Here is a 23146-nt window from a genome sequence, read left to right on the forward strand (position 1 = left end):
CTCGCCTTACTCGGCGCTCGGCGGCTTGGCGCCAAACAGCGCCGCCACCCGCTTCTTCGGCTTGATGTTCGGCGACATGCTGCGCGCCGGGGTGGCGGTAGACGACGCCGGGGCCTTGTGCTCCCACGACGGGTCGGCGTCATGCGCCGCTTCGTAGGGCTTGTCGAAGAAGGGGTCGCGCGGCGCGGCCGGCGGGGCATACGGGCGCGTGCGCGTCGCGCTGGCGGCCTCGTCGCGGGGCGCACGCACCGGGCGCTCGCGGCGCGCCTCGACGCGGTCGTCACGGCGCGGCGGGCGGGTGTCGTCCAGCTCCAGCGCTTCGAGGTCGATCTTCTTCTTGATGAGCTTTTCGATGTCGGCCACCAGGCGCGCGTCGTCGCGCGTCACCAGGGTCACGGCCAGACCCGAAGCCCCCGCCCGGCCGGTGCGGCCGATGCGGTGCACATAGTCTTCGGCATTGAAGGGCACATCGAAGTTGAAGACCGCCGGCAGGTCGGCGATGTCGAGCCCGCGCGCGGCCACGTCGGTGCAAACCAGCACATCGACCTCGCCCTTCTTGAACGCATCCAAGGCCTTCAGGCGCTCGTCTTGCGACTTGTCGCCGTGCAAGGCGTTGGTGCGCAAGCCGTCACGCTCGAACGAGCGGGCCAGGCGGGCACAGCCCAGCTTTGAATTGACGAAGACGATGGCCTGCTTGATGTCGCGGTCTTTCAGCAGGCGCACCACGGCGCCACGCTTGTCGTCAGAGGTGACACTGTAGAAGCGCTGCTCGACCGTCGAGGCCGTGGCGTTGGGCCGCGCCACCTCGACCAGCACCGGGTCTTGCAGGTAGCTTTCGGCGAGTCGCTTGATTTCGGGCGAGAACGTGGCCGAGAACAACAGCGTCTGCCGCTGCTTGGGCAGGTAGTTCAGGATGCGCTGCAGGTCGGGCAGAAAGCCGATGTCCAGCATGCGGTCGGCCTCGTCGAGCACCACGTACTCGACCTGGTTGAGCACCGCGTTCTTCGCCTCGATGTGGTCCAGCAGGCGGCCCGGCGTGGCGATCAGCACCTCGACGCCGGCCTTCAGCTCAAGCGTCTGCGGCTTCATGTCGATGCCACCGAACACGCAGGCCACACGCAGCTTGCTGTGCTTGGCGTAGGCCTTCACGTTGTTCGACACCTGGTCGGCCAGCTCACGCGTCGGCGCCAGCACCAGGGCGCGCACCGGGTGGCGAGCCGGCGAGGCGCTGCTGTTTTCGTGCTTGAGCATCTTTTGCAAGAGCGGCAACGAGAACGCCGCCGTCTTGCCGGTACCCGTCTGCGCGGCGCCCATCACGTCGCGCCCCGCCAACACGATCGGGATGGCTTTCGCCTGGATCGGGGTCATCGTCGTGTAGCCCGAATCGGCGATCGCACGTTCGAGCACGGGCGCGAGATTCAGGGCAGAAAACTCCATCACCGCGGGGGCGGCGACGGTCTCGGACACCGGCGCGGCGGGCGCGTGGGTGTCGGGCATCAGCGGGTCATTCATCCTCGAATTATCTTCCTTGTGCCTGTGGGGCTGGAAACCGCCCACCACGACACTAGAATCATTCGGCTTTTGGGGGCCCGCCCGGGCCCTCGCGAACGCAGCCCCTTCCCTACCGCAGCTTGTCCATGATTCTTGTCACTGGCGGCGCCGGCTTCATCGGCGCGAATTTCGTGTTGGACTGGATTGCGGTCACCGGCGAGCCGGTCGTCAACCTCGACGCCCTCACCTACGCCGGCAACCTGGAAAGCCTGAAATCGCTGGCCGGCGACGCGCGCCACACCTTCGTCAAGGGCGACATCTGCGACCGAGCCCTGGTGGACTCGCTGCTCGCCACGCACCAGCCCCGCGCCATCGTCCACTTTGCCGCCGAGAGCCACGTGGACCGCAGCATCCACGGCCCGGGCACCTTCGTGCAGACCAACGTCAACGGCACCTTCACCCTGCTCGAAGCGGCGCGCGCCTACTGGTCGCAGCTCGAAGGCGACCGCAAGGCGGGCTTCCGCTTCCACCACGTCTCGACCGACGAGGTCTACGGCTCGCTCGGCCCCACCGACCCGGCGTTCACCGAAACCCACCCCTACGAGCCCAACAGCCCGTACTCGGCGAGCAAGGCTGCGAGCGACCACCTCGTGCGCGCCTGGCACCACACCTACGGGCTGCCGGTGGTCACCACCAACTGCAGCAACAACTACGGGCCGTACCACTTCCCCGAGAAGCTGATCCCGCTGATGATCGTCAACGCCCTGGCTGGCAAGCCGCTGCCGGTGTACGGCGACGGCCAGCAGGTGCGCGACTGGCTCTACGTGAAAGACCATGCCAGCGCGATCCGCGAAGTGCTGGCGCGCGGCCGGCTCGGCGAGACCTACAACGTCGGCGGCTGGAACGAGAAGCCCAACATCGAGATCGTCAAGACCGTCTGCGCGCTGCTCGACGAGATGAAGCCTGACCCGGCCGGCAGCTACGCCCGCCTCATCACCTACGTGACCGACCGCCCCGGCCACGACCGCCGCTACGCCATCGACGCCCGCAAGCTCGAACGCGAACTCGGTTGGAAGCCAGCCGAGACCTTCGAGACCGGCATCCGCAAGACCGTGCGCTGGTACCTCGACAACACCGAGTGGGTGCAAGGCGTGCAGAGTGGCTCGTACCGCGAGTGGGTCAACCGCAACTACGCCGACCGCTCGGGCGCATGACGATGAAGATCCTGCTACTCGGCAAGAACGGCCAGGTCGGCTGGGAACTGCAACGCGCGCTGGCCCCGCTGGGCGAGCTGATCGCACTCGACTTCGACAGCCCCGGTCCGCTGAGCGCAGACTTCTCGAAGCCCGACGCCGTGGCCGCCACCGTGCGCGCCATCGCCCCGCAGATCATCGTCAATGCCGCGGCGCACACGGCCGTGGACAAGGCCGAGAGCGAAACCGAGTTCGCCCGCACCCTCAATGCCACCACCCCCGGCGTCGTCGCCCGCGAGGCCGCGAACCTGGGCGCCTGGCTCGTGCACTACAGCACCGACTACGTCTTCGACGGCAGCGGCCACACCCCCTGGCTCGAAGAGTCGCCGACCGGCCCGCTGAGCGTGTACGGCCGCACCAAGCTCGAAGGCGAGAACGCGATTCGCGCCAGCGGCTGCCAGCACCTGATCTTCCGCACCAGCTGGGTCTACGCAGCACGCGGCGGCAACTTCGCCAAGACCATGCTGCGGTTGGCCAAAGAGCGCGACAAGCTCACCGTCATCGACGACCAGATCGGCGCGCCCACCGGCGCCGACCTGCTGGCCGACATCACGGCGCATGCGCTGCGCAGCGTTCAGCAACAACCGGCGCTCGGCGGCACCTACCACGCGGTGGCCGCCGGCGAGACCAGCTGGCACGGGTACGCGCGGCACGTCATCGAATTCGCGCGCACAGCGGGCCAGCCCATCCAGGTGGCTGCCGATGCCGTCGAGCCGGTGCCCACCAGCGCCTTCCCGACGCCGGCCAAGCGCCCGGGCAATTCGCGCATGAACACCGACAAGCTGCGCCGCGCTTTCGGCCTCAACCTGCCGACCTGGCAGACAGGGGTCGAGCGCATGCTCACCGAAGTGATCGGTTGAACGACACCGACGCGGCACGAGAACGAGGGAGACCCCATGAGCACATCCACCCGCAAAGGCATCATCCTCGCTGGCGGCTCAGGCACTCGCCTGCACCCGGCCACGCTCGCCATCAGCAAGCAGTTGCTGCCGGTGTACGACAAGCCAATGGTGTACTACCCGCTGAGCACGCTGATGCTCGCGGGCATCCGCGACATCCTGCTGATCAGCACCCCGCAAGACACCCCGCGCTTCGAAGCGCTGCTGGGTGACGGCGCCAAGTGGGGCATCAACATCAACTATTGCGTGCAGCCAAGCCCGGACGGCCTGGCGCAGGCCTTCATCCTGGGCAAGAAGTTTGTCGATGGGAAACCGAGCGCGCTGGTGCTTGGCGACAACATCTTCTACGGCCACGACCTGCAAGGCCTGCTGCATTCGGCCGCCGACCGCAGCAGCGGGGCCTCCGTCTTCGCGTACCACGTGCACGACCCTGAGCGCTACGGCGTCGTCGCGTTCGACGACCACAAGCGCGCACTGAGCATCGAAGAAAAGCCCAAGGTACCGAAGAGCAACTACGCGGTGACAGGCCTGTACTTCTATGACGAGCAGGTGTGCGACATCGCCGCCAGCATCAAGCCCTCGCCGCGTGGCGAGTTGGAGATCACCGATGTGAACGCGCGGTACCTCGCGCAGCAGCAACTCAGCGTCGAGATCATGGGGCGCGGTTATGCGTGGCTCGACACGGGCACACATGACAGCTTGCTAGAGGCTGGGCACTTCATCTCTGTGCTGGAAAAGCGTCAAGGCCTGAAGGTGGCCTGCCCCGAGGAGATCGCCTTCCGGTCGGGGTGGATTACAGCCGAACAAGTCGAGGCAATGGCGCAGCCCATGCTGAAAAACGGATACGGGCAGTATCTGCTGCAGGTCGTGAAAAGCCAGGTGTTTTGAGCATGAACGTCATCGCGACTGCCGTTGAAGGCGTGCTCATCCTCGAACCCAAAGTGTTCGGCGATGCGCGAGGCTTTTTCATGGAGAGCTTCAGCCAGAAGGTCTTCGATGAAGCGGTAGGGCGTCACGTGAAATTCGTGCAGGACAACCATTCGCGGTCGAGCAAAGGCGTGCTGCGCGGCCTTCATTTTCAGAGGACGCCACATGCGCAAGGCAAGCTGGTGCGCGCGGTGAAGGGTAGCGTGTTTGACGTTGCGGTCGACATCCGCCCCGGCAGTCCAACCTTCGGGCAATGGGTCGGCGCGGAACTGTCCGAAACCAACCACCGACAGATGTGGGTCCCGGCCGGCTTGGCACACGGCTTTCTTGTCACCAGCGACAGTGCAGACTTTCTTTACAAGACCACCGATTACTACGCCCCCGAAGCCGAAGGCTCGCTGCTTTGGAACGACCCGGACATCGCGATCGCATGGCCAGTGTCGAGCGACAACCAGCCCCTGCTTTCAAACAAGGATGCGGCGGCCCCTCTGCTTCGCGATTTGAAGTAGTTTTGAATTCTTGTTAGCTAGGGACTTCTCCTAGCTCGCCGTTGCGTTAGAGTCATGTGTTCATCGATTGAACACATGACATCACGGAAGGCTACCCACGACGAGATTCAGCCACCAGACGCCGAGGAACTGCGGCTGATGCGGTTGTTGACCGAGCAGCCCTCGTCATCACAGCGCGAGATATCTGAGCGCTTGGGGCTGAGCTTGGGCAAAGCCAACCACCTCGTGCGTGCACTGCTCGTGAAAGGTTGGGTCAAGGCGCAAAACTTTCGCCGCAGTGACAACAAGGTGGCTTACACCTACCTCCTGACACCCGCAGGGATGACCGAGAAGCTTCGTTTGACCCGTGCCTTTCTTGAACGCAAACAACGGGAGTTCGATGCCCTGCGCACGGAGATTGAAAGCCTGCGGAAAGAGGCCGATTCACGCGAGCATCATTCATCCCACGACCCGCTGAATCGTCCATGACCTCATCTATCAACAAGCAATCACGGCTATTCATCACGGGGCACCGGGGCATGGTCGGCTCGGCGCTTGTGCGCCGCCTTCAGTCCGCGGGCTACACCAACCTGATCGTGCGCACACGCGAGCAACTCGACTTGCTCAGTCAGCGTGACGTCCACGCCTTTCTCGCCGAGCTGCAACCCGACTACATCTTCATCGCAGCGGCCAAGGTGGGCGGCATTCACGCCAACAACATCTACCGCGGGCAGTTCCTCTACGAAAACCTGCAGATCGAGTGCAACTTGATCCACGGCGCGCACATGGCAGGCGTTCAGCGGTTGATGTTCTTGGGCTCCAGTTGCATTTACCCTCGCGACTGTCCTCAGCCTATTCAGGAGGAATACCTTCTGACCGGCCCCTTGGAGACGACAAACGAGCCCTACGCCATTGCCAAGATCGCAGGAATCAAGCTGTGCGAGAGCTACAACCAGCAATATGGTCGGCAATACATCAGCGTGATGCCCACCAACCTCTATGGCCCCAACGACAACTACGACCTGGCCAACAGCCACGTGCTGCCGGCGTTGATCCGAAAGGCGCATGAGGCGCGCGACCGCGGCGACGCGGAGTACGTCGTGTGGGGCAGCGGCAATCCGCGTCGCGAGTTCCTGTATGTGGACGACCTGGCAGATGCCTGCGTCCACCTCATGGAAGCGGGCTACCAAGGGCCACTCGTCAACGTCGGCACCGGCGCAGACATCACCATCCGCGAGCTCGCGGAGACGGTCATGGACGTCGTGGGCTTCAAGGGCCGCATCGTCTATGACGCAAGCAAACCCGACGGCACGCCGCGCAAGCTGCTTGACGTGAGCCGACTGAGCCAACTCGGCTGGAAAGCCGTTACTGGGCTGAGGGAGGGAATTCGCTTGGCCTATGACCACGCACCGTTTCGTGCCCCCTAATCCGGATCGAATACCCATGTCCAAGAACAAAGTTGCCCTCATCACCGGCGTCACCGGTCAAGATGGCGCGTACCTTGCCGAACTGCTGCTGTCGAAGGGCTATGAGGTGCACGGCATCAAGCGCCGTGCCTCTCTGTTCAACACAGACCGGATCGACCACCTTTACCAAGATCCTCATGTTGATAACCAGCGCTTTGTGCTGCACTACGGCGACCTGACCGACAGCACCAATCTCATTCGCATCATTCAGCAGGTGCAACCTGATGAGATCTACAACCTCGCTGCAATGAGCCATGTGGCTGTCTCGTTTGAGACGCCCGAGTACACGGCCAATGCTGACGGCATTGGCACGCTGCGCATCCTTGAAGCCATTCGCATTCTGGGGCTCGAAAAGAAGACGCGCTTCTACCAAGCCAGCACCAGCGAGCTGTATGGCTTGGTGCAAGAGATTCCTCAAAAAGAGACAACGCCGTTCTACCCGCGCAGCCCGTATGCCGTCGCGAAGCTGTACGCCTACTGGATTACGGTGAACTACCGTGAGGCGTACGGCATGTACGCCTGCAACGGCATCCTCTTTAACCACGAAAGTCCGCTGCGCGGAGAGACTTTCGTGACCCGCAAAATCACGCGCGCGATCGCGCGCATTGCACTCGGCTTGCAAGACTGCCTTTATCTGGGAAATTTGAGCGCTCTGCGCGATTGGGGCCACGCAAAGGACTACGTGGAAATGCAGTGGCTGATGCTGCAGCAGGGCAGCCCCGAAGATTTCGTCATCGCCACCGGCGTGCAATACAGCGTCCGAACATTTGTCGAGCAGGCGGCGCGCCATCTCGGCATCACTCTGCGCTTTGAAGGCGCTGGCGCTTCCGAGATAGGCGTGGTAGCCCACGTTGAAGGCAATCGCAGCTTGTGCAAAGCCGGTGACGTGGTGGTGAGGATCGATCCACGCTACTTCCGTCCCACAGAAGTAGAAACGCTGCTTGGCGATCCGAGCAAGGCAAAAGCCAAGCTCGGATGGCAGCCTAAGACCACCTTTGACGAACTGGTGAGCGAGATGGTGGAGGCGGACTACCAATCAGCCAAGCGTGATCACATGGTTAAGCAAGCTGGGTTCCGAGCATACGACTACCACGAATGACCGACGAGTTTCCTCTGCGACCTCTAAGCCCCCCACAAGCAATGATCAACTTCGCTATCGTTGGATGCGGCCGCATTGCCAAGCGCCATGCTGAACTTCTGGGTACCGGGCAAATTGCCGGCGCGCGTCTGGTCGCCGTGTGCGACACCGACGCCGCACGAGTGGACGCGTTCGCCACGAGCTATGGCGTGCGAGGCTACGCAACGCTCAGCGACATGCTCAAGCAGCCCGACATCGATGTCGTGTCGGTACTAACACCCAGCGGGATGCATGCCGCGCATGCGGTGGAGGTGTCGAAGTCCGGTCGACATGTCGTTGTCGAGAAGCCGATGGCGCTGACCGTCGAGGATGCAGACGAGATGATTGGCGCCGCAGAGCGCGCTGGCAAGCGTCTTTTTGTTGTCAAACAAAATCGCTTCAACGTTCCGGTGGTCAAAGCCCGCGAGGCGCTCGATGCCGGCAGATTCGGCCAACTCGTACTTGGAACGGTGCGCGTGCGTTGGTGTCGCGATCAGGCTTACTACAACCAGGACGCGTGGCGCGGCACCTATGCGCAGGATGGTGGCGTAATCGCGAATCAGGCCAGCCACCACGTCGACATGCTTGCGTGGTTCATGGGGCCGGTGGAAAGCGTACACGCCCGAGGCATTACCGCACTCGTGAACATCGAGGCCGAAGACACCGCAGTAGCGACCGTAAAGTTCCGCAACGGTGCATTAGGTGTCATAGAAGCCACTGGTGCAACTCGTCCCAACGACCTCGAAGGCTCGCTATCCATCCTCGGCTCCGGTGGGTCGGTCGAAATCGGCGGCTTTGCTGTCAACAAGATCCGCCACTGGAAGTTCGTGCACCCGAGCGACGACGATGCTCAGGTCATGGATCGATACTCAGTGAATCCGCCCAATGTCTACGGATTCGGACATCAGGCTTACTACGAGCACGTCGTCGAGTGCCTCAACAACACCACGTCGGCACTGGTTGACGGGAATGTAGGACGCGACAGCCTTGAGCTTGTCGCTGCCCTGTATGAGTCTATGGCGAGTGGGCGTGAAGTGATCCTTCCCCTGCGGACCGAACGGAGTCGGCTCGGCCGCCCCTGACCATGGCCGATCCCGCACGTATCGATGTGGCGGTGCGCGACGTCTCGTGTGGTGCGCGAGTGCGTATCGCGGAGCAATCGAATTTGTACGAATGCTCGCTTGCAGATGACGTGTTCGTCGGGCCGTTCGTCGAAGTCCAAAGAGGGGTGCGCATCGGTGCCCGCACGAGGATCCAATCTCACTCGTTCGTGTGCGAGCTCGTGAGCATCGGCGACGATTGTTTCGTCGGCCATGGCGTCATGTTCGTAAATGACACTTTCGCAATCGGCGGCCCGGCTCGTGGCCGACGTGAACTCTGGAAGGCCACCCGCATAGGGAACCGGGTGTCAATTGGCTCCAATGCGACGATCCTGCCGGTCTCAATATGCGACGACGTGGTCATTGGTGCCGGAGCAGTGGTCACCAAGGATATCCATATGCCGGGCACCTATGTAGGCAACCCGGCGCGCCTGCTGCGCCCCAACCCTTAACAGTCTGCCGAGTCTTGAACTAATGAATGTCCCATTTGCTGACCTGTACGCGCAATACCTAACACTCAAGCCTGAGATTGACTCGGCAATTGGCGAAGTCATCCGCAACTCGGCCTTTATCCGTGGACCCCATGTTCAGCAGTTCGAGGAGGCCTTCGCAAAGGTGGTCGGAACTACCCACTGCGTTTCATGCGCCAATGGCACCGACTCGCTTTACATCGCCATGCGGGCACTCGGAGTGCAGCCGGGTGATGAGGTGCTCGCACCGGCGCACTCGTGGATTTCAACGACCGAAACAATCACACAAGCCGGCGGCAAAGTGGTGTTCTGCGATACGGATCGCTTGACCTACACGATCGACCCAGCACAGATCGAAGCGACGATTACCCCCCGCACTGTCGGCATCATCCCCGTACACCTCAACGGTCAGCCTGCAGATATGGGCGCCATCATGGAGATCGCGCATCGACACAAGTTGTGGGTGCTCGAAGACTGCGCCCAAGCGCACCTTGCCCGATACAACGGTCGCATGGTGGGCACGTTTGGCAACGCCGCATCATTCTCTTTCTATCCCGGCAAGAACCTTGGCGCGATGGGGGACGCAGGCGCGCTGGTGACCAATGATGGCGCTCTTGCCGAGCGCATGGCGATGCTCGCACGGCATGGTGGCCTTACCAAGGGCGATCACCAAATTGAAGGAATCAACAGCCGCCTTGACGGGCTCCAGGCAGCCATCCTCTCGGTCAAACTGCCGCATCTGGCTACGTGGACACAGCGCCGCCAGGAAGTCGCCCGCACCTACGATCACCTGCTGCGCCAAGTTGTCGGCGTCCAGACGCCGCACACTGCGGATAACCGCGAGCACGTCTTTCACCTCTACGTGATCGAGCACGAAGCGCGTGACCAACTCGCGCGGCACCTGGCCAACCAGGGCATTCAGACCGTGGTCAATTACCCCGTGGCGCTGCCGTTCCTGCCCGCATACCAAAGGCTAGGGCACCGCCCGGGCGACTTTCCCAATGCCCACCGCCATCAGTCGCGCATTCTCTCGCTGCCCATCTTCCCCGAAATGACCGCTGAGCAGATTGACCACGTCGTGCGCTCCATCACCGACTTCTGCACGCGCTGACCGCCCCTACCGTCCACACAACGAAATCCATGCAAACCAAGCTCCATCTCGGCTGCGGCAAACGACACATCCCCGGGTTCATCCACATCGATGCGGTCGAGTATCCGCACGTGGATCACGTCGCAACGATTGATAACCTTGGCTTCATCGGTTCTGACACGGTAGATCTAATCTACACCTGCCATGTACTGGAGCACTTCCGACGCAAGGACGTAGGTCGCGTACTGAGGGAGTGGTTCCGCGTCCTCAAGCCAGGCGGTGTGCTAAGGGTCTCCGTACCAGACTTCGCCAGGCTTTCCGACGTGTATCAGAAGTACCGGGACATCAACCTCGTGATTGGCCCGATCTTCGGCCGGCAGGACTACCTCTACAACATTCACTACAACGTCTTTGACGAAGCCAGCCTAAGTGCACTCCTGATCGAATGCGGTTACGAGAGTCCGAGACGCTACGACTGGCGGAACACCGAGCACGCGAACGTCGACGACTACTCGCAGGCCTACATCCCGCATATGGACAAGGACAACGGCGTGCTGATCAGTCTCAATCTAGAGGCACGCAAGCCGCAGCGCGATGCCTGAGGTCGTCACATTGCAGGCAGGTGGTTCCGGCCCGCTCGGGTACGCGGAAGTTGGCACCTATGGCCTGGCCCACAGCCTGCTGGCGTGGGCCCGATGCCGCCTCTGGTGCGATCGCGTCAGCATTCCCATGCTCGCCCCCAGTTGGCTCCATGTTCAACATCGTATCGGCCCGTTGCTGCGTCGCGAGCATGACAACCGGCAATATCACCGACTGTTCAGCTTCGGCGGGCAACACGTGACCGGCCTGCGGCGGTTGATGGCTCTAGCATCTCGGCAACGGGTTGCGGCTGAAGCGATCGATCTCGCCAAATTAGAGAGCATTCCGCGACGCTCGCTCGTTGTTTTCAGCAATCGCATGAAACTGAACGAGGAGACGCACTTCCACGAAATCGTCGGCCACGGCCGACTGGTACATGCATCGCTGCTCGCGATGACGAAGCCGGAATACCGACCGCTGCCCGACCCCGAACCGCACGTCGCTGTGCATGTGCGCATGGGCGACTTCGGCGCACCGGTGTCGCTAGAAGCGCTCCGACAGGGCGCAAAGAACAGCCGCATACCCATCGAGTGGTATACCAGCATGGTCGGCGCCTTGCGTGAGGCACTCGGCCCAATTGAAGTACGCGTCTATTCCGACGGCACCGACGAAGCGCTCGCGCCACTGCTCGCCATTCCCGGAACGCGGCGCTCACCCCATCAGCCCTCGGTGACCGACTTGCTTTCTATTGCTCAGGCGCAGGTGGTCGTGTCGTCGGGCTCAGGCTTCAGCATGTGGGGCGCCTATCTTGCCGACGCACCTCGCGTGTGCTTCCCTGGCCAACGCTTTTGCCGCGTGCTACCGGATGCAGTTGGGCTCGAATTGGAACCTGAATGTGAGCATCCGCGCGATCTCGATCCGCAGTTCATCGCACAGGTGCGCAGCCGATTTCGCGGATGACCACCTCTTTCTTCGCCAACGTCCTCAAACTGCTCCGAGGCTCGCTCGCTGGCCAACTGCTTGCGTTCGCCGCACTGCCCGTGCTGTCGCGTCTTTACAGCCCCGAGGACTTCGGCATCGCGCAGGCGATGATCGCCATCCTCACCCTGGTGCTCATCGCCTCGTCGCTGCGATTAGAGGTGGCGCTGCTCTCCGCCCCGGAGGCCGCGTTCGAAGATTTGCTCCGTACCGCGTGGTGGCTGTGCGTCACCATGACGCTCGCTGTGCTTGTCGTGGTGGCATGCTTCTCGTTCACTCGCGACGACTGGTCTGCGTCCCATCGCACGATGGTGTGGATCCTGCCCTTGATCAGCCTGTTCGCCGGGTGGAACCAGCTTCTAAACTATGTCTCGCTGCGGCGAGAGCGCTTCGATACGGCATCGAACGCCAAAATCGTTCAGGTCGGCGGTTATACGTCGAGCGCTATCTGGCTCGGCGCCATCTCGCCGAATTCGATTACGCTGCTCTCAGCCGAAGCAATGGGCCGTGCCATCGCCAGCGGGTACATGGTGCGGTCTCTGCAACTCGGTAAGCAGCATTTGAAGTGGCCAGGTGTTCACAGGCTGCGCCGTGTTCTCGCCTCAAATCGCGAGCTCGTCACTGTCGGGCTCTCTGCAGCCCTAATAAATGCAGTGGGCTCCACATTCATATCGGCCGTGATCTTCTGGGTATTCAGTGCAGCGGACGCCGGTCAATATGCAATGGTTGAGCGCACGGTCGGCATGCCCGTCGCACTGCTGGTTGGAACGCTATCCCAAGTCTTCATGGCACGGCTCGGGGCCGAACTAGCTGCCCCCGAAGCAACGAGCCCTCGTCAAGCATTTCACCGCTTGGTTTCGATCCAGGTTGCAACGGGGGTTCCGCTCTTCGCCTCGGTTTACTTGCTTGGCCCGAAAGTACTCGTGTTTGTGCTTGGGAACAGTTGGGCAGAGATCGCCAGCTTCGTACGGCCAATGGCGCTGCTCTATCTGTTTTCCTACGTAGCCGGCCCTGTGAACATGACGCTCACTGTGCTGGGCCAACACAAATTCCAGCTGGCCTGGGACGTGCTGCGCCTTGCAGCCGTGAGCTTCGCCTGGCTGAGCATTTGGCACTTGGGCATACCGGTAGAACAAGCGCTCTGGATCCACTGCGCGGTCAGTGCAGCATGCTATCTGGCACACCTAATCCTGGTGGAATCCAAGTTGCGCGAGCAGATTTCGTCTACTCGAACTCGAGGTCTCAAAACATGATCACGATCGTCGACTATGGGGTCGGCAACATCGGGGCCCTGGTCAACATGTTCGACTATCTGGGCCTGGAAGCCGAGCCGGCGAGTCATCCCGACAAGATCGCAAAAGCTAAGCGACTGGTGCTGCCAGGTGTGGGGGCCTTTGACAAGGCAATGACTGCCCTTCGCGCCCCTGACGGGTTGTTGGACGCCCTGACCGCTGCCGCTCTCGACAACCGCGCTCCTGTGCTAGGTGTTTGCCTAGGCATGCAACTGTTGGCCCGCCGCAGCAGCGAGGGTCAGGAGCACGGCCTAGGGTGGATCGCCGGAGAAGTTCAACGCATCCCAATTCCCCCTGGCTCGGCACTGAAAGTGCCGCACATCGGTTGGAGCGAGGTTCAGCCGCTGCGCCCTTCGCCCTTGATCCCCGACGGCGAGGCGTCGCGCTTCTATTTCGTCCATGGGTACCACCTCGTCTGCGACGATCCGGCGGATGTGCTCGCTACCGTCGACTACGGTAGCCCACTCTGCTGCGCAGTGCACAAAGACAACATTTGGGGCGTCCAGTTCCATCCGGAAAAGAGCCACATGCATGGCATGAAGCTGCTGTCGGCGTTTGCCGCCTTGGAGCGTCCGTGAATACTTGCTGCTTTGCGTCGCGCTGGATAGGTTGGCTCTCGCTCATGCTTGCGCTGGTCAGCTGCGGCGGAGGTACGTCGAATGAGAGCAGCTTCCCACCTGCGCCCGAGGGATGGTCTCAAGTCACGGACATGGCCCCCTGGGGTACGCGCGATGCCGGCGCGATCGCCGCACACGACGGTGCATTGTGGCTGCTCGGCGGTTGGAATTACATCGACGGCAGGACAGAGGTCTACACCGACGCGTGGAGCACCAGCGATGGAACGCGTTGGTGGCGCACAAGCCCACCGTGGAGCTTTGGCATGTACACCCTGGCTGCGTCCTTCCAGGGGCGGCTGCTGTTGATGGCTGGGCTGAAGAACAGCCGCCTGCCCATCGAAGAACTGTCAAACGAGATCTGGGGCACTGAAGACGGTACAAGCTGGAGCCTACTGCGGGCCCACGCCGAATGGGAGCCGCGCATTGGATCGGCGCTCATTGAGCATGCAGGTGCGCTTTGGCTGCTCGGCGGCAAGGTGCGCAACAGCGGTGACCCGGCCGTCTTCCGCGCCGATGTTTGGCGCTCAGGCAACGGCACGACGTGGACACCTGTGACCACGAGCGCCGGTTGGCAGCCCCGCGCCTTCCACTGCGCGCTCAGTCACAACGGTCGCATGTGGGTAATTGGCGGGGGAGACTGGGACTCTCGCGTCGGCCGCGCGGACGTGTGGAGCTCGGTCGATGGTGCCGTCTGGCAGCCGCACCCAACACCGTCCTGGGAGGGCCGCATCTGGCACGGTTGCGTGTCCTACGCAGGGCTAATGTGGGTCATCGGCGGGCGTCTGTTCGATCCAATTAGGACGGTAGACGAGATCTGGACGAGCCCTGACGGCCAGCGTTGGACACAACTGTCGCCTACTGTCCGACCGGAGGCCCGTCACGCAGCATATGTAACCGTCCACGCTGACCGAATCTGGGTCATGGGTGGCAGCGCAGACGGTTACCTGCACGACGATGTCTGGCAGTACTCCGCCCGCTAGTTTCGGCCCGATCACCACGCCGACCCAAACGCGACCATGCACGCCACCTCGCCACTCGCGCTGCCAAAACGCAGCCGGCTCATCCCGGTCCTCCTGCTTGACCGGCACAGACGGTTGGTCAAGACCGTTCAGTTCGGAAAGCGCACATACATCGGCGATCCGTTCAACGTCGTACGACTCTTCAACGAGAAGGAAGTCGACGAGCTGTGCGTGCTCGACATAGACGCCACGCGTGACGGGCGTTCACCCGATTTCGACTTCATCAAGGCACTCGCTAGCGAGTGCTTCATGCCGCTGTCGTACGGCGGTGGCATTGCCGACCTACACCACTGCGAGCGGCTCAACCGTGACGGTGTAGAAAAGTTCGTCCTTGGCCACGGCGCCTTGCGCGACGACCTGGTGCGCCAGTTGTGTGCCGCTGTGGGCTCGCAGGCCGTCGTCGGCTGCGTCGACGTGCAAACCCACGAGGGGCAGGCTCGCTGCGTGACCAGGCGCGGGCCAGTTCCCATGGGACCACGCGAACTGTGCCTCTCGCTCCAGGAGGCCGGTGCCGGCGAAATCATCCTGCAGTCGGTCGACCGCGATGGTCAACGAAGTGGCTACGACCTCGACCTGGTTGGGCGAATCGCGCAAGAACTTTGCGTACCACTCATCGCGCTGGGCGGTGCTGGCGACACCCACCACCTTGCTGCCGTCTTGGCGGCCGGCGCCTCAGCGGCGGCGTCTGGCAGCGCCTTCGCTTTCATTGGCCGACTGCGCGCGGTGCTCATCACCTATCCCGATCGCTCTGAAATGGACCTCATCACCCGGGAGGCCCACGCATGAGCAGCGCCGCTGTGAACACCGGACAGGTCTGCTCGGTGTGCGTGATGGATTCGAGCAACCCCGCCATCAACTTCGACGCGCAGGGGCAATGCAACTGCTGTCGCGACGCACAGAAGCGCCTGGCCCATGAGTGGTGGCCCGGCAAAGAAGGCTCCCGCCGAATGCAGTCAATGGTCGCGGAATTGCGCCGCCACGGCGAAGGCAAGTCGTACGACGTGATGGTGGGGCTGAGCGGCGGCATCGACAGCGCATACCTTGCCCACTTGGCGGTGCGCGAGCTCGGCTTGCGTGTGCTCGCAGTTCACGTCGACGGCGGCTGGAACAGCGAGCCAGCCGTACGCAACATCGAGACTCTCGTGCGCAAACTCGACCTCGACCTGCACACCTATGTGGTCGAGTGGCAGGAGATGCGTGACGTACAGCTCGCCTTTTTGCGCTCGTCAGTGCTCAACCAGGACATTCCGCAAGACCACGCCTTCTTTGCGACGCTGTATCGCACCGCGGCCAAGTTTGGCCTGCGACATTTCTTGAGCGGTGTGAACTACGCCTCTGAGAACATCGTGCCGCCGCAATGGGGCCACCCCTCGATGGACGGCAAGCACCTGCGAGCCATCCACAAGCGCTTCGGTAGCATTCCGCTCCAGACTTTCCCGGTCATGGGCCTTCCAGAATTTATCTGGATGACAAGGTTGCGCAAGCAGCTAATGGTGCATCGCCCGCTCAACTACCTTCGCTATGACAAGGAGCAAGCCCGCGACGAATTGACCCGCCTGTATGGCTGGCGCGACTACGGCGGCAAGCACTGCGAATCGCGTTTCACCAAGTTCTATCAGGAGATCTACCTCCCTCGAAAGTTTCATTTCGACAAGCGCAGATTGCACCTTTCCAGCCTGATCGTATCGGGCCAGATTACGCGCGCCGAAGCGCTTGCCGAACTCGAAATGCCGATTGCTACACCGAAGCAGCAGCAACGCGACATTCGCTTCGTTGCCAAGAAGATCGGGCTCAGTCCCGAAGTGCTTGAGCAGTTGATCGACAGTGCACCGGTCAGCCACCTAGCCTATCCAAATCAGATGGCCCTGCACAAGCACCTGACAACTTTGAAGAACGCGCTGCGACGGACTGCCGTCAGTGTCGGGAGATAGATGCAAACGCAGAAGACTCGTTGGCGTAGGGCCAAGGCTTCTGCCCTGGCGGAATGGTTGTTGACGCTCAGCATCGTCGGATATCCAGTCGCTGGATTGCTTGCGACCCTGATGGACTTGGAGACAACGACGACCTCCGTCCCGCTTCGCGCCGGCGTATTGTTCATGACCCTCATGCTCTTTGCCAGGATGCCCCTGCGGGGCCTGTCCTTCTGGCGTCACTACGGCTGGCTTGCGGGCTTTTGGGCCATGTATGTCTCGCGTCTCGTTTGGGACGTGGTGGGCGTTGGCGTACCAGGGGCAGGGGAAGCATTATTCTTCTTCTTAGCAATTGTCTTGCTCCCAAGCTTGGCGCTTGCACAGGCGTGGAACAGCGGAATTTCAGAACAAGCCCTTGCTTGGCGGACTGCTCTCGTCGGAGGAACTGCCTGCCTCCTGACGACAGGGATGCAGTTCTTCGAACTCGGCAGGAGCAAGATGCTTGATCTCGAGGCAACCGGGGGGCGCCTGTACTTCGAAGCCGTCAATCCGATCACGCTGGGGCATACCGCCGTAACCACGCTCATCGCTTTGCTTTGCCTGACGAGGTACCGGATGGGAATGAAGCACAGGATGGCCTTGACGATCATGGGCTCGGCGTCCTTGGCAACACTGTCTCTGTCCGCCTCACGCGGCCCGTTCCTCGCCCTCGTGGTGACACTTCTGGTGTTTGGCACGATCACAAGGCGTTGGCGCTGGATGGCGCTCATGGCCACGGTGCTGGTGCCCTTGCTGCTGAGCAGTGACAGCACGATTTTTGAGCGCTTCGCTGGCGGGGTAGAGGACGAATCCTCGGTGGAACGACTGCTGATCCAGGGTGGCGCGATCAATCAGTTCTTCGAAAGTCCCTTGTGGGGCAGCGCTTTTGTCGAACTCCAATCACTGGCGTATCCGCACAACCTGTTCATCGAGACAGCTATGGCGCTTGGCATCGCTGGACTTGCCGCGCTGTTCATGGTGCTGGCCTGGTCATTTGTACGCGCATGGCGATTGGGCCGCCGCGGTCAGGTGCTCTGCGGCCTGTTGCTGCTCCAGTACCTGCTGGCGGCGCAGGTTTCAGGCTCGCTGTGGGGGGCATCTTCACTATGGGTTCTGATTGCCGTATGCAACGCTCCGACTCAACCGTTTGCACGTCTAAAGCATAGAACACAAACAATGAAACTTTCAACGAACCCGAAATGAGGCTGTTCCAGAACTCAGGTCTTTATCCAGCCTATCTGTCCCGTCTGCGCCGCTTGACGGGGGAAGGCGCGACATTTGCACAGCAGATGAACACGTTCCTCGAGGATTGCTATGGTGGCCTCCATCTCCTGGAACCCGTACTCAAACGTGACCCTGAGGCGTTCCTCACCAATGGCGACAACGTCGTTGCGCAGCAGGCGTGGGCCCAAGAGAACGGCATGCCGGCCAACGCGACGCCCTCGGACATCCTGCTTGCGCAGATCGAAAGCCACCGCACGGAGGTCTTTTACAACCTGGACCCCTTACGCTTCGGAAGCACGTTCCTCAAGCGCCTACCGGGGTGCGTCAAGCACTCGATCGCCTGGCGTGCAGCGCCTTCGCCCGGGGCCGACTTCACTGGCTATGACGCGATGGTCTGCAATTTTCCGAGCATCCTCGAGGGTTACCGCCGCCAAGGCCTCGGCACGGCGTACTTCGCCCCCGCGTTTGATCCCGAGATGACCCCATACGCAAGAAACGAAAACCGACCCATCGACATCGTGTTCGTGGGGGGCTACACCCGACATCACACGCGACGAGCTAGCATTTTGGAAGCGGTCGCACGTCTTCATGACAAGTATCAGATCGCATTCCATCTCGAGCCCTCACGCCTAGTTAGTTGGGCGGAGAGCCCACTGGGGCGTTTACTGCCCCTGGCTAAGCATCGCCGTCCCCACAACGTGCGTCAGGTGGCTCAACCATCGGTCTTCGGGCGCGACCTCTACGAAACGCTTTCGCGCGCCAAGCTGGTTCTCAATGCCGCGATTGACATGGCCGGTGACGACCGCGGCAACATGAGGTGCTTTGAGGCGATGGGCGCAGGCTCGCTACTGTTAACCGATGACGGCCATTACCCAGAGGGAATGCGCAACGGTGAAACCATGCTTACCTACGGTGGGACAGAAGAAATCGCCTCGCGGATTCGTGCTGCATTGGAAGACATCAGTCACGCGCGAACCGTCGCAAAGCGGGGTCACGACATGATCGCAGCGGTCTACTCCAAGAGTAGACAATGGTTGGCTTTCGAGACAATCGTCGCCACTCTTTGATTCACACGCGCCTCTCACCCTATGAAGAACGTCATCCGGAACGCAGCGGCCAAACTCGGTTACGACATCACCGCCCGGAGCCACCCTCGCTACTGTGACCCACAGACGTTCGAGTCATCGGTGGCCGAGGTATCACACGCCACCATGCTGCCGCGCAGTCGCTTGGTGAGCTTGTACGACCAAGTCGCGTATTGCGAGTCCACTGGCTTGCCAGGAAGTCTCGTGGAGTGCGGTGTGTGGAAGGGAGGTGCAGTCGGCCTCATGGCAATCGCGCTCAAGCGAACCGGAAGCCCCCATCGGCATCTGCATTTGTTTGACAGTTTCCAGGACATCTGCGAGCCCGACCCTGCGCTCGATGGCAACAAAGCTATTGAGGAAGTCGGCTACAGGCCCGACCTTGGAACGGGCGTGATCAAACCCGTAAAGGGCTTCTACGACGCAGTGGGGGGCCATGGCACGCTTGCCGATTGCAAGACGCTGATCGAACAGCAAATAGCCTATCCATCGGCACTAGTCCACTACCACGTAGGCTGGTTCCAGGACACGGTGCCGCAAGCACACGACATTGGTCCGATCGCACTCTTGCGCCTCGATGGCGACTGGTATGCCTCAACGAAGGTATGCCTAGACCATCTCTACGACCGGGTCGTTCCGGGCGGATTTGTCATCCTCGACGACTACGGCACGTATGACGGATGTCGCAAGGCCACGGACGAGTTCTTTGCCACGCGCGGCTCCGCCCCCTATCTGCATCGCGTTGACAGCGGCTGCTTTTACCTGGTCAAGCCTGGCACATGAAGTTTCTTCATCTCGCTGCCGCTGACCATGGGGGTGCGGGCATCGCCGCCTGGCGGCTCCACGATGCACTCCGCGCGCATGGCCATGAGTCGCGCATGCTGGTGCTCGACAGCCGCGGCGCCGACAAGGACGTCGCGGTTGTGCCAGGTTCGCTCTCGCCGTTTCGTGCCGTCCGCGTGATGAAAAAGGCCCTCCTCAAGGGCCTCTCATATTCTGACTACTATTTTCAGGATCAAGCACTCACACCGAATTGGACTGCTCGCAAGTTGCTTGATGCGGCTCGCTCGTCGCCAGAGATCATCATCGTTCACTTCATTTCGCACTTTCTTTCGGTAAGCGACGTTCGCGCCTTGCATGAAGCCACGGGCGCATTGGTAGTCTGGAACTTACTCGACATGGCCCTGATGACGGGAGGCTGCCACTACGCCTGGGACTGCCGCGGCTATGAATCACAGTGCGGCAACTGTCCCGCCTTGCGAGTGCGCCATGCCCAAGACACCTCGGCGCGGGTATGGAAGCTCAAGGACCGTGCGATCGCCAACACGCCGGGCATCGTGGTGGCCGGCTCCAGCTTGCTCGCGCGACAGGCTCGCGCATCTTCACTATTCAGGAACTCACCCATTGAGACGGTCCTGCTCGGCGTCTCGCCCGATCAACTGCAGCCGCTCGACCGTCAGGCCGAGCGCGAGTCGTTCGGCATCAGCGGGGCAGGCAAACTGATCTTCTTCGGCGCGCAGCGTTTTAACCAAAGGCGTAAGGGAATGGACAAGTTGCTGGAAGCGCTGCAGCACTTGCGCGCTCGGTGGCCGGCGTCACGGCCACTGCCGAGCATCCTGTCGGCGGGTGATGCCACCGATTTTGAGCCGATCGCCGGGCTCGGCTTCGAGCACCGCAACCTGGGCTTCGTGAACGCCGAAACACTGGCACGCGCTTATGCCGCCGCTGACGTGTTCGCCTGCCCCTCGGTTGAGGACTCGGGGCCGATGATGATCAACGAAGCCCTGATGTGTGGCACGCCCATCGTGGCATTCGACATGGGCGTGGCGCGCGACTTGATTCTTGCAGGCGAGACTGGTCACATCGCGCCACTGGTTGACACGACGGCTTTTGCCGCCGGTCTGCTGCAGGTCCTCAGCAAAGACGACGCAGCGGCAGATGCAATGAGCCTTCGATGTCGGGAGGTGGCGCTTGCACGTTGCACCCCCGAACGACAGACCTCACGCTTTGTCGAAATCTGTGAACGCTTCAGCCAGGAATGTCGAACTTGACATGACCACGACCGAATACCGACTCCTGGCTTGGGACACGGAGTTCTTTGGCTTCCCGGTCGCATCGATCAGTGGGGCAGTGGGTGGCCGGGACGAGTTGGCGGCGACCCTGGTGGATTTGCGCCGTCATGGGGTTCGGCTCGTTTACTGGAACTGCGCCGCCGACGATCGCAACGCCAATGCGGCCGCCGCGTCGCTTGGTGGGTGGTTGGCCGATCTCAAGCTGACTTACGCGCTGCAGATCAATCGCAATGACGTTTGTGTCTGGCCCGAAGAGGTCCAACTGCTGTTGGACGGCACGACAGACGGCCCGGCCTTGATATCACTCGCACTTCAGAGCGCTGGCTACTCGCGCTTCAAACGTGATCCGACGATGCCACCCAATGCGTGGCGCCAACTTTTTGAGACTTGGATGGCGAAGAGCATCTCGGGAGAGATGGCGGACGGAGTGGCCGTTGAGCGTTGCGAGGGCCGCCTGGCGGGAATGGCGACTTTCAGCCTGGGCACCGAAGCCAAGATTGGCTTGCTGGCCGTCGATGAGCAGTACCGGCGCAAGAACGTGGGAGCGCGCCTGTTGCAGGCCGTTATGTGCCAAGCGGCTGCCGCCGGTTGCCAGAGCCTTGCCGTCGTCACCCAGGGAGACAACGTCGCGGCGTGTCGCTCGTATGAACGCGCTGGATTCCACCGGCGTAGCCTGGTGCACACTTATCACTTCTGGTTGTGACTCACATGATTCCGTTTAACAAACCGTACATGACCGGCAAGGAACTGGAGTACATCGCCGCCGCTGTAGCAAGCGGGAAGATCTCTGGCGACGGGGTGTTCACGAAAAAGTGCCACATCTTGCTGGAGCAGCTTCTTGGTCAGGGCCGCTCGTTTCTCACGTCTTCGTGCACAGACGCCTTGGAGGCAGCCGCCTTGTTGTGCGAGCTCACGCCAGGCGACGAGGTGATCCTGCCCAGTTACACCTTCGTGTCGACGGCGAATGCGTTCGCTCTGCGTGGTGCGAGGTTACGCTTCATCGACAGCTTGCCCGGCCACCCCAACATGGACGCTGGCGAGTTGGAAGCATTGGTCACACCCAAGACCCGAGTGATCGTGCCGGTGCACTACGCCGGCATGGCATGCGACATGGATACGATCCTCGGCGTTGCCGAACGCTATCGGTTAAGGGTGGTTGAAGACGCGGCTCAGGCCATTGACTCCTACTTCCGAGGGCGTGCGCTCGGCACCTTTGGCGACGCTGCCGCGTTCTCGTTCCATGAGACAAAGAACATCATTAGCGGCGAAGGGGGGGCTCTGCACGTGAATGACCCGGCCCTGGTTGCCCGTGCCGAAATCGTGCGCGAAAAAGGCACGAACCGATCATCGTTTTTCCGCGGCGAGATCGACAAGTACGGTTGGGTGGACATTGGCTCCTCCTTCCTTGCCTCCGACATCACAGCGGCTTTCCTTTATGCGCAGCTGGAAAGCTTGGTCGACATCCAGGCCCGCCGGCGCAGACTGTGGGACCTCTACGCCGCGAGGCTGCAGCCACTCGAGACCTTGGGAATAGCCGCGCTGCCGCGAGTTCCGCAGCACGCCACAAACAACGCACACATGTTCTACCTCGTGTGCGATTCACTAGAAACACGCAGCGCGCTCATCACTGCACTGAAGCAGGCCGGCGTGATGGCCGTGTTTCATTACCAGTCGCTGCACAAGAGCAGGTACTTTGAGTCTCTGCATGACGGCAGAGCCCTGCCTCATGCAGATCGCTACACCGACTGCCTGGTTCGGCTACCGCTATACAACGAACTTTCATTGGACGACGTCCATCGAATCAGTGACGCCATCTTAGACTTCTTCGGGGTATCAGCCTAAGAACTCGCCACATGAGGGGAAACTAAAGGTCTTCTCGCGACTGCATCGTAAGCGGCTCAGCCGTCCGGCTTTCACGTTGCCACCGCCACCCCTAAGCCGGGCAGCGCCCTCGACGAGGTGGCGAGCGCTCAAGCTCGCCACGCAGTGTGGTCACCTGCGATCTAACCCCTGGATAGGCGAGGGCCGAACTT

General features: G+C 61.6%; 24 protein-coding genes. 23 read left to right on the plus strand and 1 reads right to left on the minus strand.

What is annotated here, in order from left to right; genetic code table 11:
* Window positions 1-6: 6 nt before the first annotated feature.
* A complete protein-coding gene (locus tag AC1KAT_RS11490) occupies window positions 7-1437 on the minus strand; it encodes a DEAD/DEAH box helicase (protein ID WP_480326553.1) in 1431 nt (476 codons plus the stop codon).
* 200 nt (window positions 1438-1637) lie between these two features.
* On the opposite strand from AC1KAT_RS11490, the gene rfbB reads away from it, so the two are divergent.
* From rfbB to rffA, 23 genes are all read left to right on the plus strand, one after another.
* Window positions 1638-2705, plus strand: a complete 1068-nt coding sequence (gene rfbB, locus AC1KAT_RS11495; protein WP_480325922.1) for a dTDP-glucose 4,6-dehydratase — start codon at window positions 1638-1640, stop codon at window positions 2703-2705.
* Between the two features lie 2 nt (window positions 2706-2707).
* Window positions 2708-3604 (plus strand): dTDP-4-dehydrorhamnose reductase, encoded by an 897-nt coding sequence (rfbD, locus tag AC1KAT_RS11500; RefSeq protein ID WP_480325924.1) that lies wholly within the window; start codon window positions 2708-2710, stop codon window positions 3602-3604.
* A gap of 36 nt (window positions 3605-3640) precedes the next feature.
* Window positions 3641-4531, plus strand: coding sequence for a glucose-1-phosphate thymidylyltransferase RfbA (gene rfbA, locus AC1KAT_RS11505; RefSeq protein WP_480325926.1), 891 nt, complete (start codon window positions 3641-3643; stop codon window positions 4529-4531).
* Window positions 4532-4533: 2 nt separating this feature from the next.
* Complete coding sequence (gene rfbC, locus AC1KAT_RS11510) at window positions 4534-5079, plus strand: dTDP-4-dehydrorhamnose 3,5-epimerase (protein ID WP_480325928.1); 546 nt, start codon at window positions 4534-4536, stop codon at window positions 5077-5079.
* 75 nt (window positions 5080-5154) lie between these two features.
* Window positions 5155-5547, plus strand: coding sequence for a MarR family EPS-associated transcriptional regulator (locus AC1KAT_RS11515; RefSeq protein ID WP_480325930.1), 393 nt, complete (start codon window positions 5155-5157; stop codon window positions 5545-5547).
* Window positions 5544-6485, plus strand: coding sequence for a GDP-L-fucose synthase family protein (locus tag AC1KAT_RS11520; RefSeq protein WP_480325932.1), 942 nt, complete (start codon window positions 5544-5546; stop codon window positions 6483-6485). Before AC1KAT_RS11515 ends, AC1KAT_RS11520 begins: the two co-directional genes overlap by 4 nt.
* Before the next feature lie 16 nt (window positions 6486-6501).
* Complete coding sequence (gene gmd, locus AC1KAT_RS11525) at window positions 6502-7623, plus strand: GDP-mannose 4,6-dehydratase (protein WP_480325934.1); 1122 nt, start codon at window positions 6502-6504, stop codon at window positions 7621-7623.
* Window positions 7624-7664: 41 nt separating this feature from the next.
* Entirely contained in the window at window positions 7665-8723 is a 1059-nt protein-coding gene (locus AC1KAT_RS11530; RefSeq protein WP_480325936.1) for a Gfo/Idh/MocA family protein, read from the plus strand.
* A gap of 2 nt (window positions 8724-8725) precedes the next feature.
* A complete protein-coding gene (locus tag AC1KAT_RS11535) occupies window positions 8726-9193 on the plus strand; it encodes an acyltransferase (protein WP_480325938.1) in 468 nt (155 codons plus the stop codon).
* A 22-nt stretch (window positions 9194-9215) separates the two neighbouring features.
* The gene (locus AC1KAT_RS11540; RefSeq protein WP_480325940.1) at window positions 9216-10322 is read left to right on the plus strand and encodes a DegT/DnrJ/EryC1/StrS family aminotransferase; all 1107 of its coding nucleotides are present in this window, start codon (window positions 9216-9218) and stop codon (window positions 10320-10322) included.
* A 29-nt stretch (window positions 10323-10351) separates the two neighbouring features.
* On the plus strand, window positions 10352-10903 hold the full coding sequence (locus AC1KAT_RS11545) for a class I SAM-dependent methyltransferase (protein ID WP_480325942.1): 552 nt from the start codon (window positions 10352-10354) through the stop codon (window positions 10901-10903).
* Window positions 10896-11840, plus strand: coding sequence for a hypothetical protein (locus tag AC1KAT_RS11550; RefSeq protein ID WP_480325944.1), 945 nt, complete (start codon window positions 10896-10898; stop codon window positions 11838-11840). Before AC1KAT_RS11545 ends, AC1KAT_RS11550 begins: the two co-directional genes overlap by 8 nt.
* Window positions 11837-13111 (plus strand): lipopolysaccharide biosynthesis protein, encoded by a 1275-nt coding sequence (locus tag AC1KAT_RS11555; protein WP_480325946.1) that lies wholly within the window; start codon window positions 11837-11839, stop codon window positions 13109-13111. Before AC1KAT_RS11550 ends, AC1KAT_RS11555 begins: the two co-directional genes overlap by 4 nt.
* Window positions 13108-13728, plus strand: coding sequence for an imidazole glycerol phosphate synthase subunit HisH (gene hisH / locus AC1KAT_RS11560; protein ID WP_480325948.1), 621 nt, complete (start codon window positions 13108-13110; stop codon window positions 13726-13728). Before AC1KAT_RS11555 ends, hisH begins: the two co-directional genes overlap by 4 nt.
* Before the next feature lie 131 nt (window positions 13729-13859).
* A complete protein-coding gene (locus tag AC1KAT_RS11565) occupies window positions 13860-14747 on the plus strand; it encodes a Kelch repeat-containing protein (RefSeq protein ID WP_480325950.1) in 888 nt (295 codons plus the stop codon).
* Window positions 14748-14783: 36 nt separating this feature from the next.
* Window positions 14784-15572: a HisA/HisF-related TIM barrel protein gene (locus AC1KAT_RS11570; RefSeq protein ID WP_480325952.1), complete on the plus strand. Its 789-nt coding sequence runs from the start codon at window positions 14784-14786 to the stop codon at window positions 15570-15572.
* Window positions 15569-16717, plus strand: a complete 1149-nt coding sequence (locus AC1KAT_RS11575; protein ID WP_480325954.1) for an N-acetyl sugar amidotransferase — start codon at window positions 15569-15571, stop codon at window positions 16715-16717. Before AC1KAT_RS11570 ends, AC1KAT_RS11575 begins: the two co-directional genes overlap by 4 nt.
* Before the next feature lie 60 nt (window positions 16718-16777).
* Window positions 16778-17938, plus strand: coding sequence for an O-antigen ligase family protein (locus tag AC1KAT_RS11580; protein ID WP_480325956.1), 1161 nt, complete (start codon window positions 16778-16780; stop codon window positions 17936-17938).
* Entirely contained in the window at window positions 17935-19026 is a 1092-nt protein-coding gene (locus AC1KAT_RS11585) for a glycosyltransferase family protein (RefSeq protein ID WP_480325958.1), read from the plus strand. Before AC1KAT_RS11580 ends, AC1KAT_RS11585 begins: the two co-directional genes overlap by 4 nt.
* Before the next feature lie 21 nt (window positions 19027-19047).
* A complete protein-coding gene (locus AC1KAT_RS11590) occupies window positions 19048-19824 on the plus strand; it encodes a TylF/MycF/NovP-related O-methyltransferase (RefSeq protein WP_480325960.1) in 777 nt (258 codons plus the stop codon).
* A 95-nt stretch (window positions 19825-19919) separates the two neighbouring features.
* A complete protein-coding gene (locus AC1KAT_RS11595) occupies window positions 19920-21092 on the plus strand; it encodes a glycosyltransferase (protein ID WP_480325962.1) in 1173 nt (390 codons plus the stop codon).
* Window position 21093: 1 nt separating this feature from the next.
* Window positions 21094-21816 carry a GNAT family N-acetyltransferase gene (locus AC1KAT_RS11600; protein WP_480325964.1) on the plus strand — a complete coding sequence of 241 codons (723 nt, stop codon included), beginning with the start codon at window positions 21094-21096 and terminating at the stop codon, window positions 21814-21816.
* Between the two features lie 5 nt (window positions 21817-21821).
* On the plus strand, window positions 21822-22955 hold the full coding sequence (gene rffA / locus AC1KAT_RS11605) for a dTDP-4-amino-4,6-dideoxygalactose transaminase (RefSeq protein ID WP_480325966.1): 1134 nt from the start codon (window positions 21822-21824) through the stop codon (window positions 22953-22955).
* Window positions 22956-23146 lie beyond the last annotated feature (191 nt).

This window comes from Piscinibacter sp. PDB5-1 (assembly GCF_056676035.1).

Excerpts from the sequence above, each read along its gene's own strand:
- AC1KAT_RS11490 (WP_480326553.1), bottom strand. The coding sequence starts at position 1,437 with ATGGAGTTTTCTGCCCTGAATCTCGCGCCCGTGCTCGAACGTGCGATC.
- rfbB (WP_480325922.1), top strand. The coding sequence starts at position 1,638 with ATGATTCTTGTCACTGGCGGCGCCGGCTTCATCGGCGCGAATTTCGTG.
- rfbD (WP_480325924.1), top strand. The coding sequence starts at position 2,708 with ATGAAGATCCTGCTACTCGGCAAGAACGGCCAGGTCGGCTGGGAACTG.
- rfbA (WP_480325926.1), top strand. The coding sequence starts at position 3,641 with ATGAGCACATCCACCCGCAAAGGCATCATCCTCGCTGGCGGCTCAGGC.
- rfbC (WP_480325928.1), top strand. The coding sequence starts at position 4,534 with ATGAACGTCATCGCGACTGCCGTTGAAGGCGTGCTCATCCTCGAACCC.
- AC1KAT_RS11515 (WP_480325930.1), top strand. The coding sequence starts at position 5,155 with ATGACATCACGGAAGGCTACCCACGACGAGATTCAGCCACCAGACGCC.
- AC1KAT_RS11520 (WP_480325932.1), top strand. The coding sequence starts at position 5,544 with ATGACCTCATCTATCAACAAGCAATCACGGCTATTCATCACGGGGCAC.
- gmd (WP_480325934.1), top strand. The coding sequence starts at position 6,502 with ATGTCCAAGAACAAAGTTGCCCTCATCACCGGCGTCACCGGTCAAGAT.
- AC1KAT_RS11530 (WP_480325936.1), top strand. The coding sequence starts at position 7,665 with ATGATCAACTTCGCTATCGTTGGATGCGGCCGCATTGCCAAGCGCCAT.
- AC1KAT_RS11535 (WP_480325938.1), top strand. The coding sequence starts at position 8,726 with ATGGCCGATCCCGCACGTATCGATGTGGCGGTGCGCGACGTCTCGTGT.
- AC1KAT_RS11540 (WP_480325940.1), top strand. The coding sequence starts at position 9,216 with ATGAATGTCCCATTTGCTGACCTGTACGCGCAATACCTAACACTCAAG.
- AC1KAT_RS11545 (WP_480325942.1), top strand. The coding sequence starts at position 10,352 with ATGCAAACCAAGCTCCATCTCGGCTGCGGCAAACGACACATCCCCGGG.
- AC1KAT_RS11550 (WP_480325944.1), top strand. The coding sequence starts at position 10,896 with ATGCCTGAGGTCGTCACATTGCAGGCAGGTGGTTCCGGCCCGCTCGGG.
- AC1KAT_RS11555 (WP_480325946.1), top strand. The coding sequence starts at position 11,837 with ATGACCACCTCTTTCTTCGCCAACGTCCTCAAACTGCTCCGAGGCTCG.
- hisH (WP_480325948.1), top strand. The coding sequence starts at position 13,108 with ATGATCACGATCGTCGACTATGGGGTCGGCAACATCGGGGCCCTGGTC.
- AC1KAT_RS11565 (WP_480325950.1), top strand. The coding sequence starts at position 13,860 with ATGGCCCCCTGGGGTACGCGCGATGCCGGCGCGATCGCCGCACACGAC.
- AC1KAT_RS11570 (WP_480325952.1), top strand. The coding sequence starts at position 14,784 with ATGCACGCCACCTCGCCACTCGCGCTGCCAAAACGCAGCCGGCTCATC.
- AC1KAT_RS11575 (WP_480325954.1), top strand. The coding sequence starts at position 15,569 with ATGAGCAGCGCCGCTGTGAACACCGGACAGGTCTGCTCGGTGTGCGTG.
- AC1KAT_RS11585 (WP_480325958.1), top strand. The coding sequence starts at position 17,935 with ATGAGGCTGTTCCAGAACTCAGGTCTTTATCCAGCCTATCTGTCCCGT.
- AC1KAT_RS11590 (WP_480325960.1), top strand. The coding sequence starts at position 19,048 with ATGAAGAACGTCATCCGGAACGCAGCGGCCAAACTCGGTTACGACATC.
- AC1KAT_RS11595 (WP_480325962.1), top strand. The coding sequence starts at position 19,920 with ATGCTGGTGCTCGACAGCCGCGGCGCCGACAAGGACGTCGCGGTTGTG.
- AC1KAT_RS11600 (WP_480325964.1), top strand. The coding sequence starts at position 21,094 with ATGACCACGACCGAATACCGACTCCTGGCTTGGGACACGGAGTTCTTT.
- rffA (WP_480325966.1), top strand. The coding sequence starts at position 21,822 with ATGATTCCGTTTAACAAACCGTACATGACCGGCAAGGAACTGGAGTAC.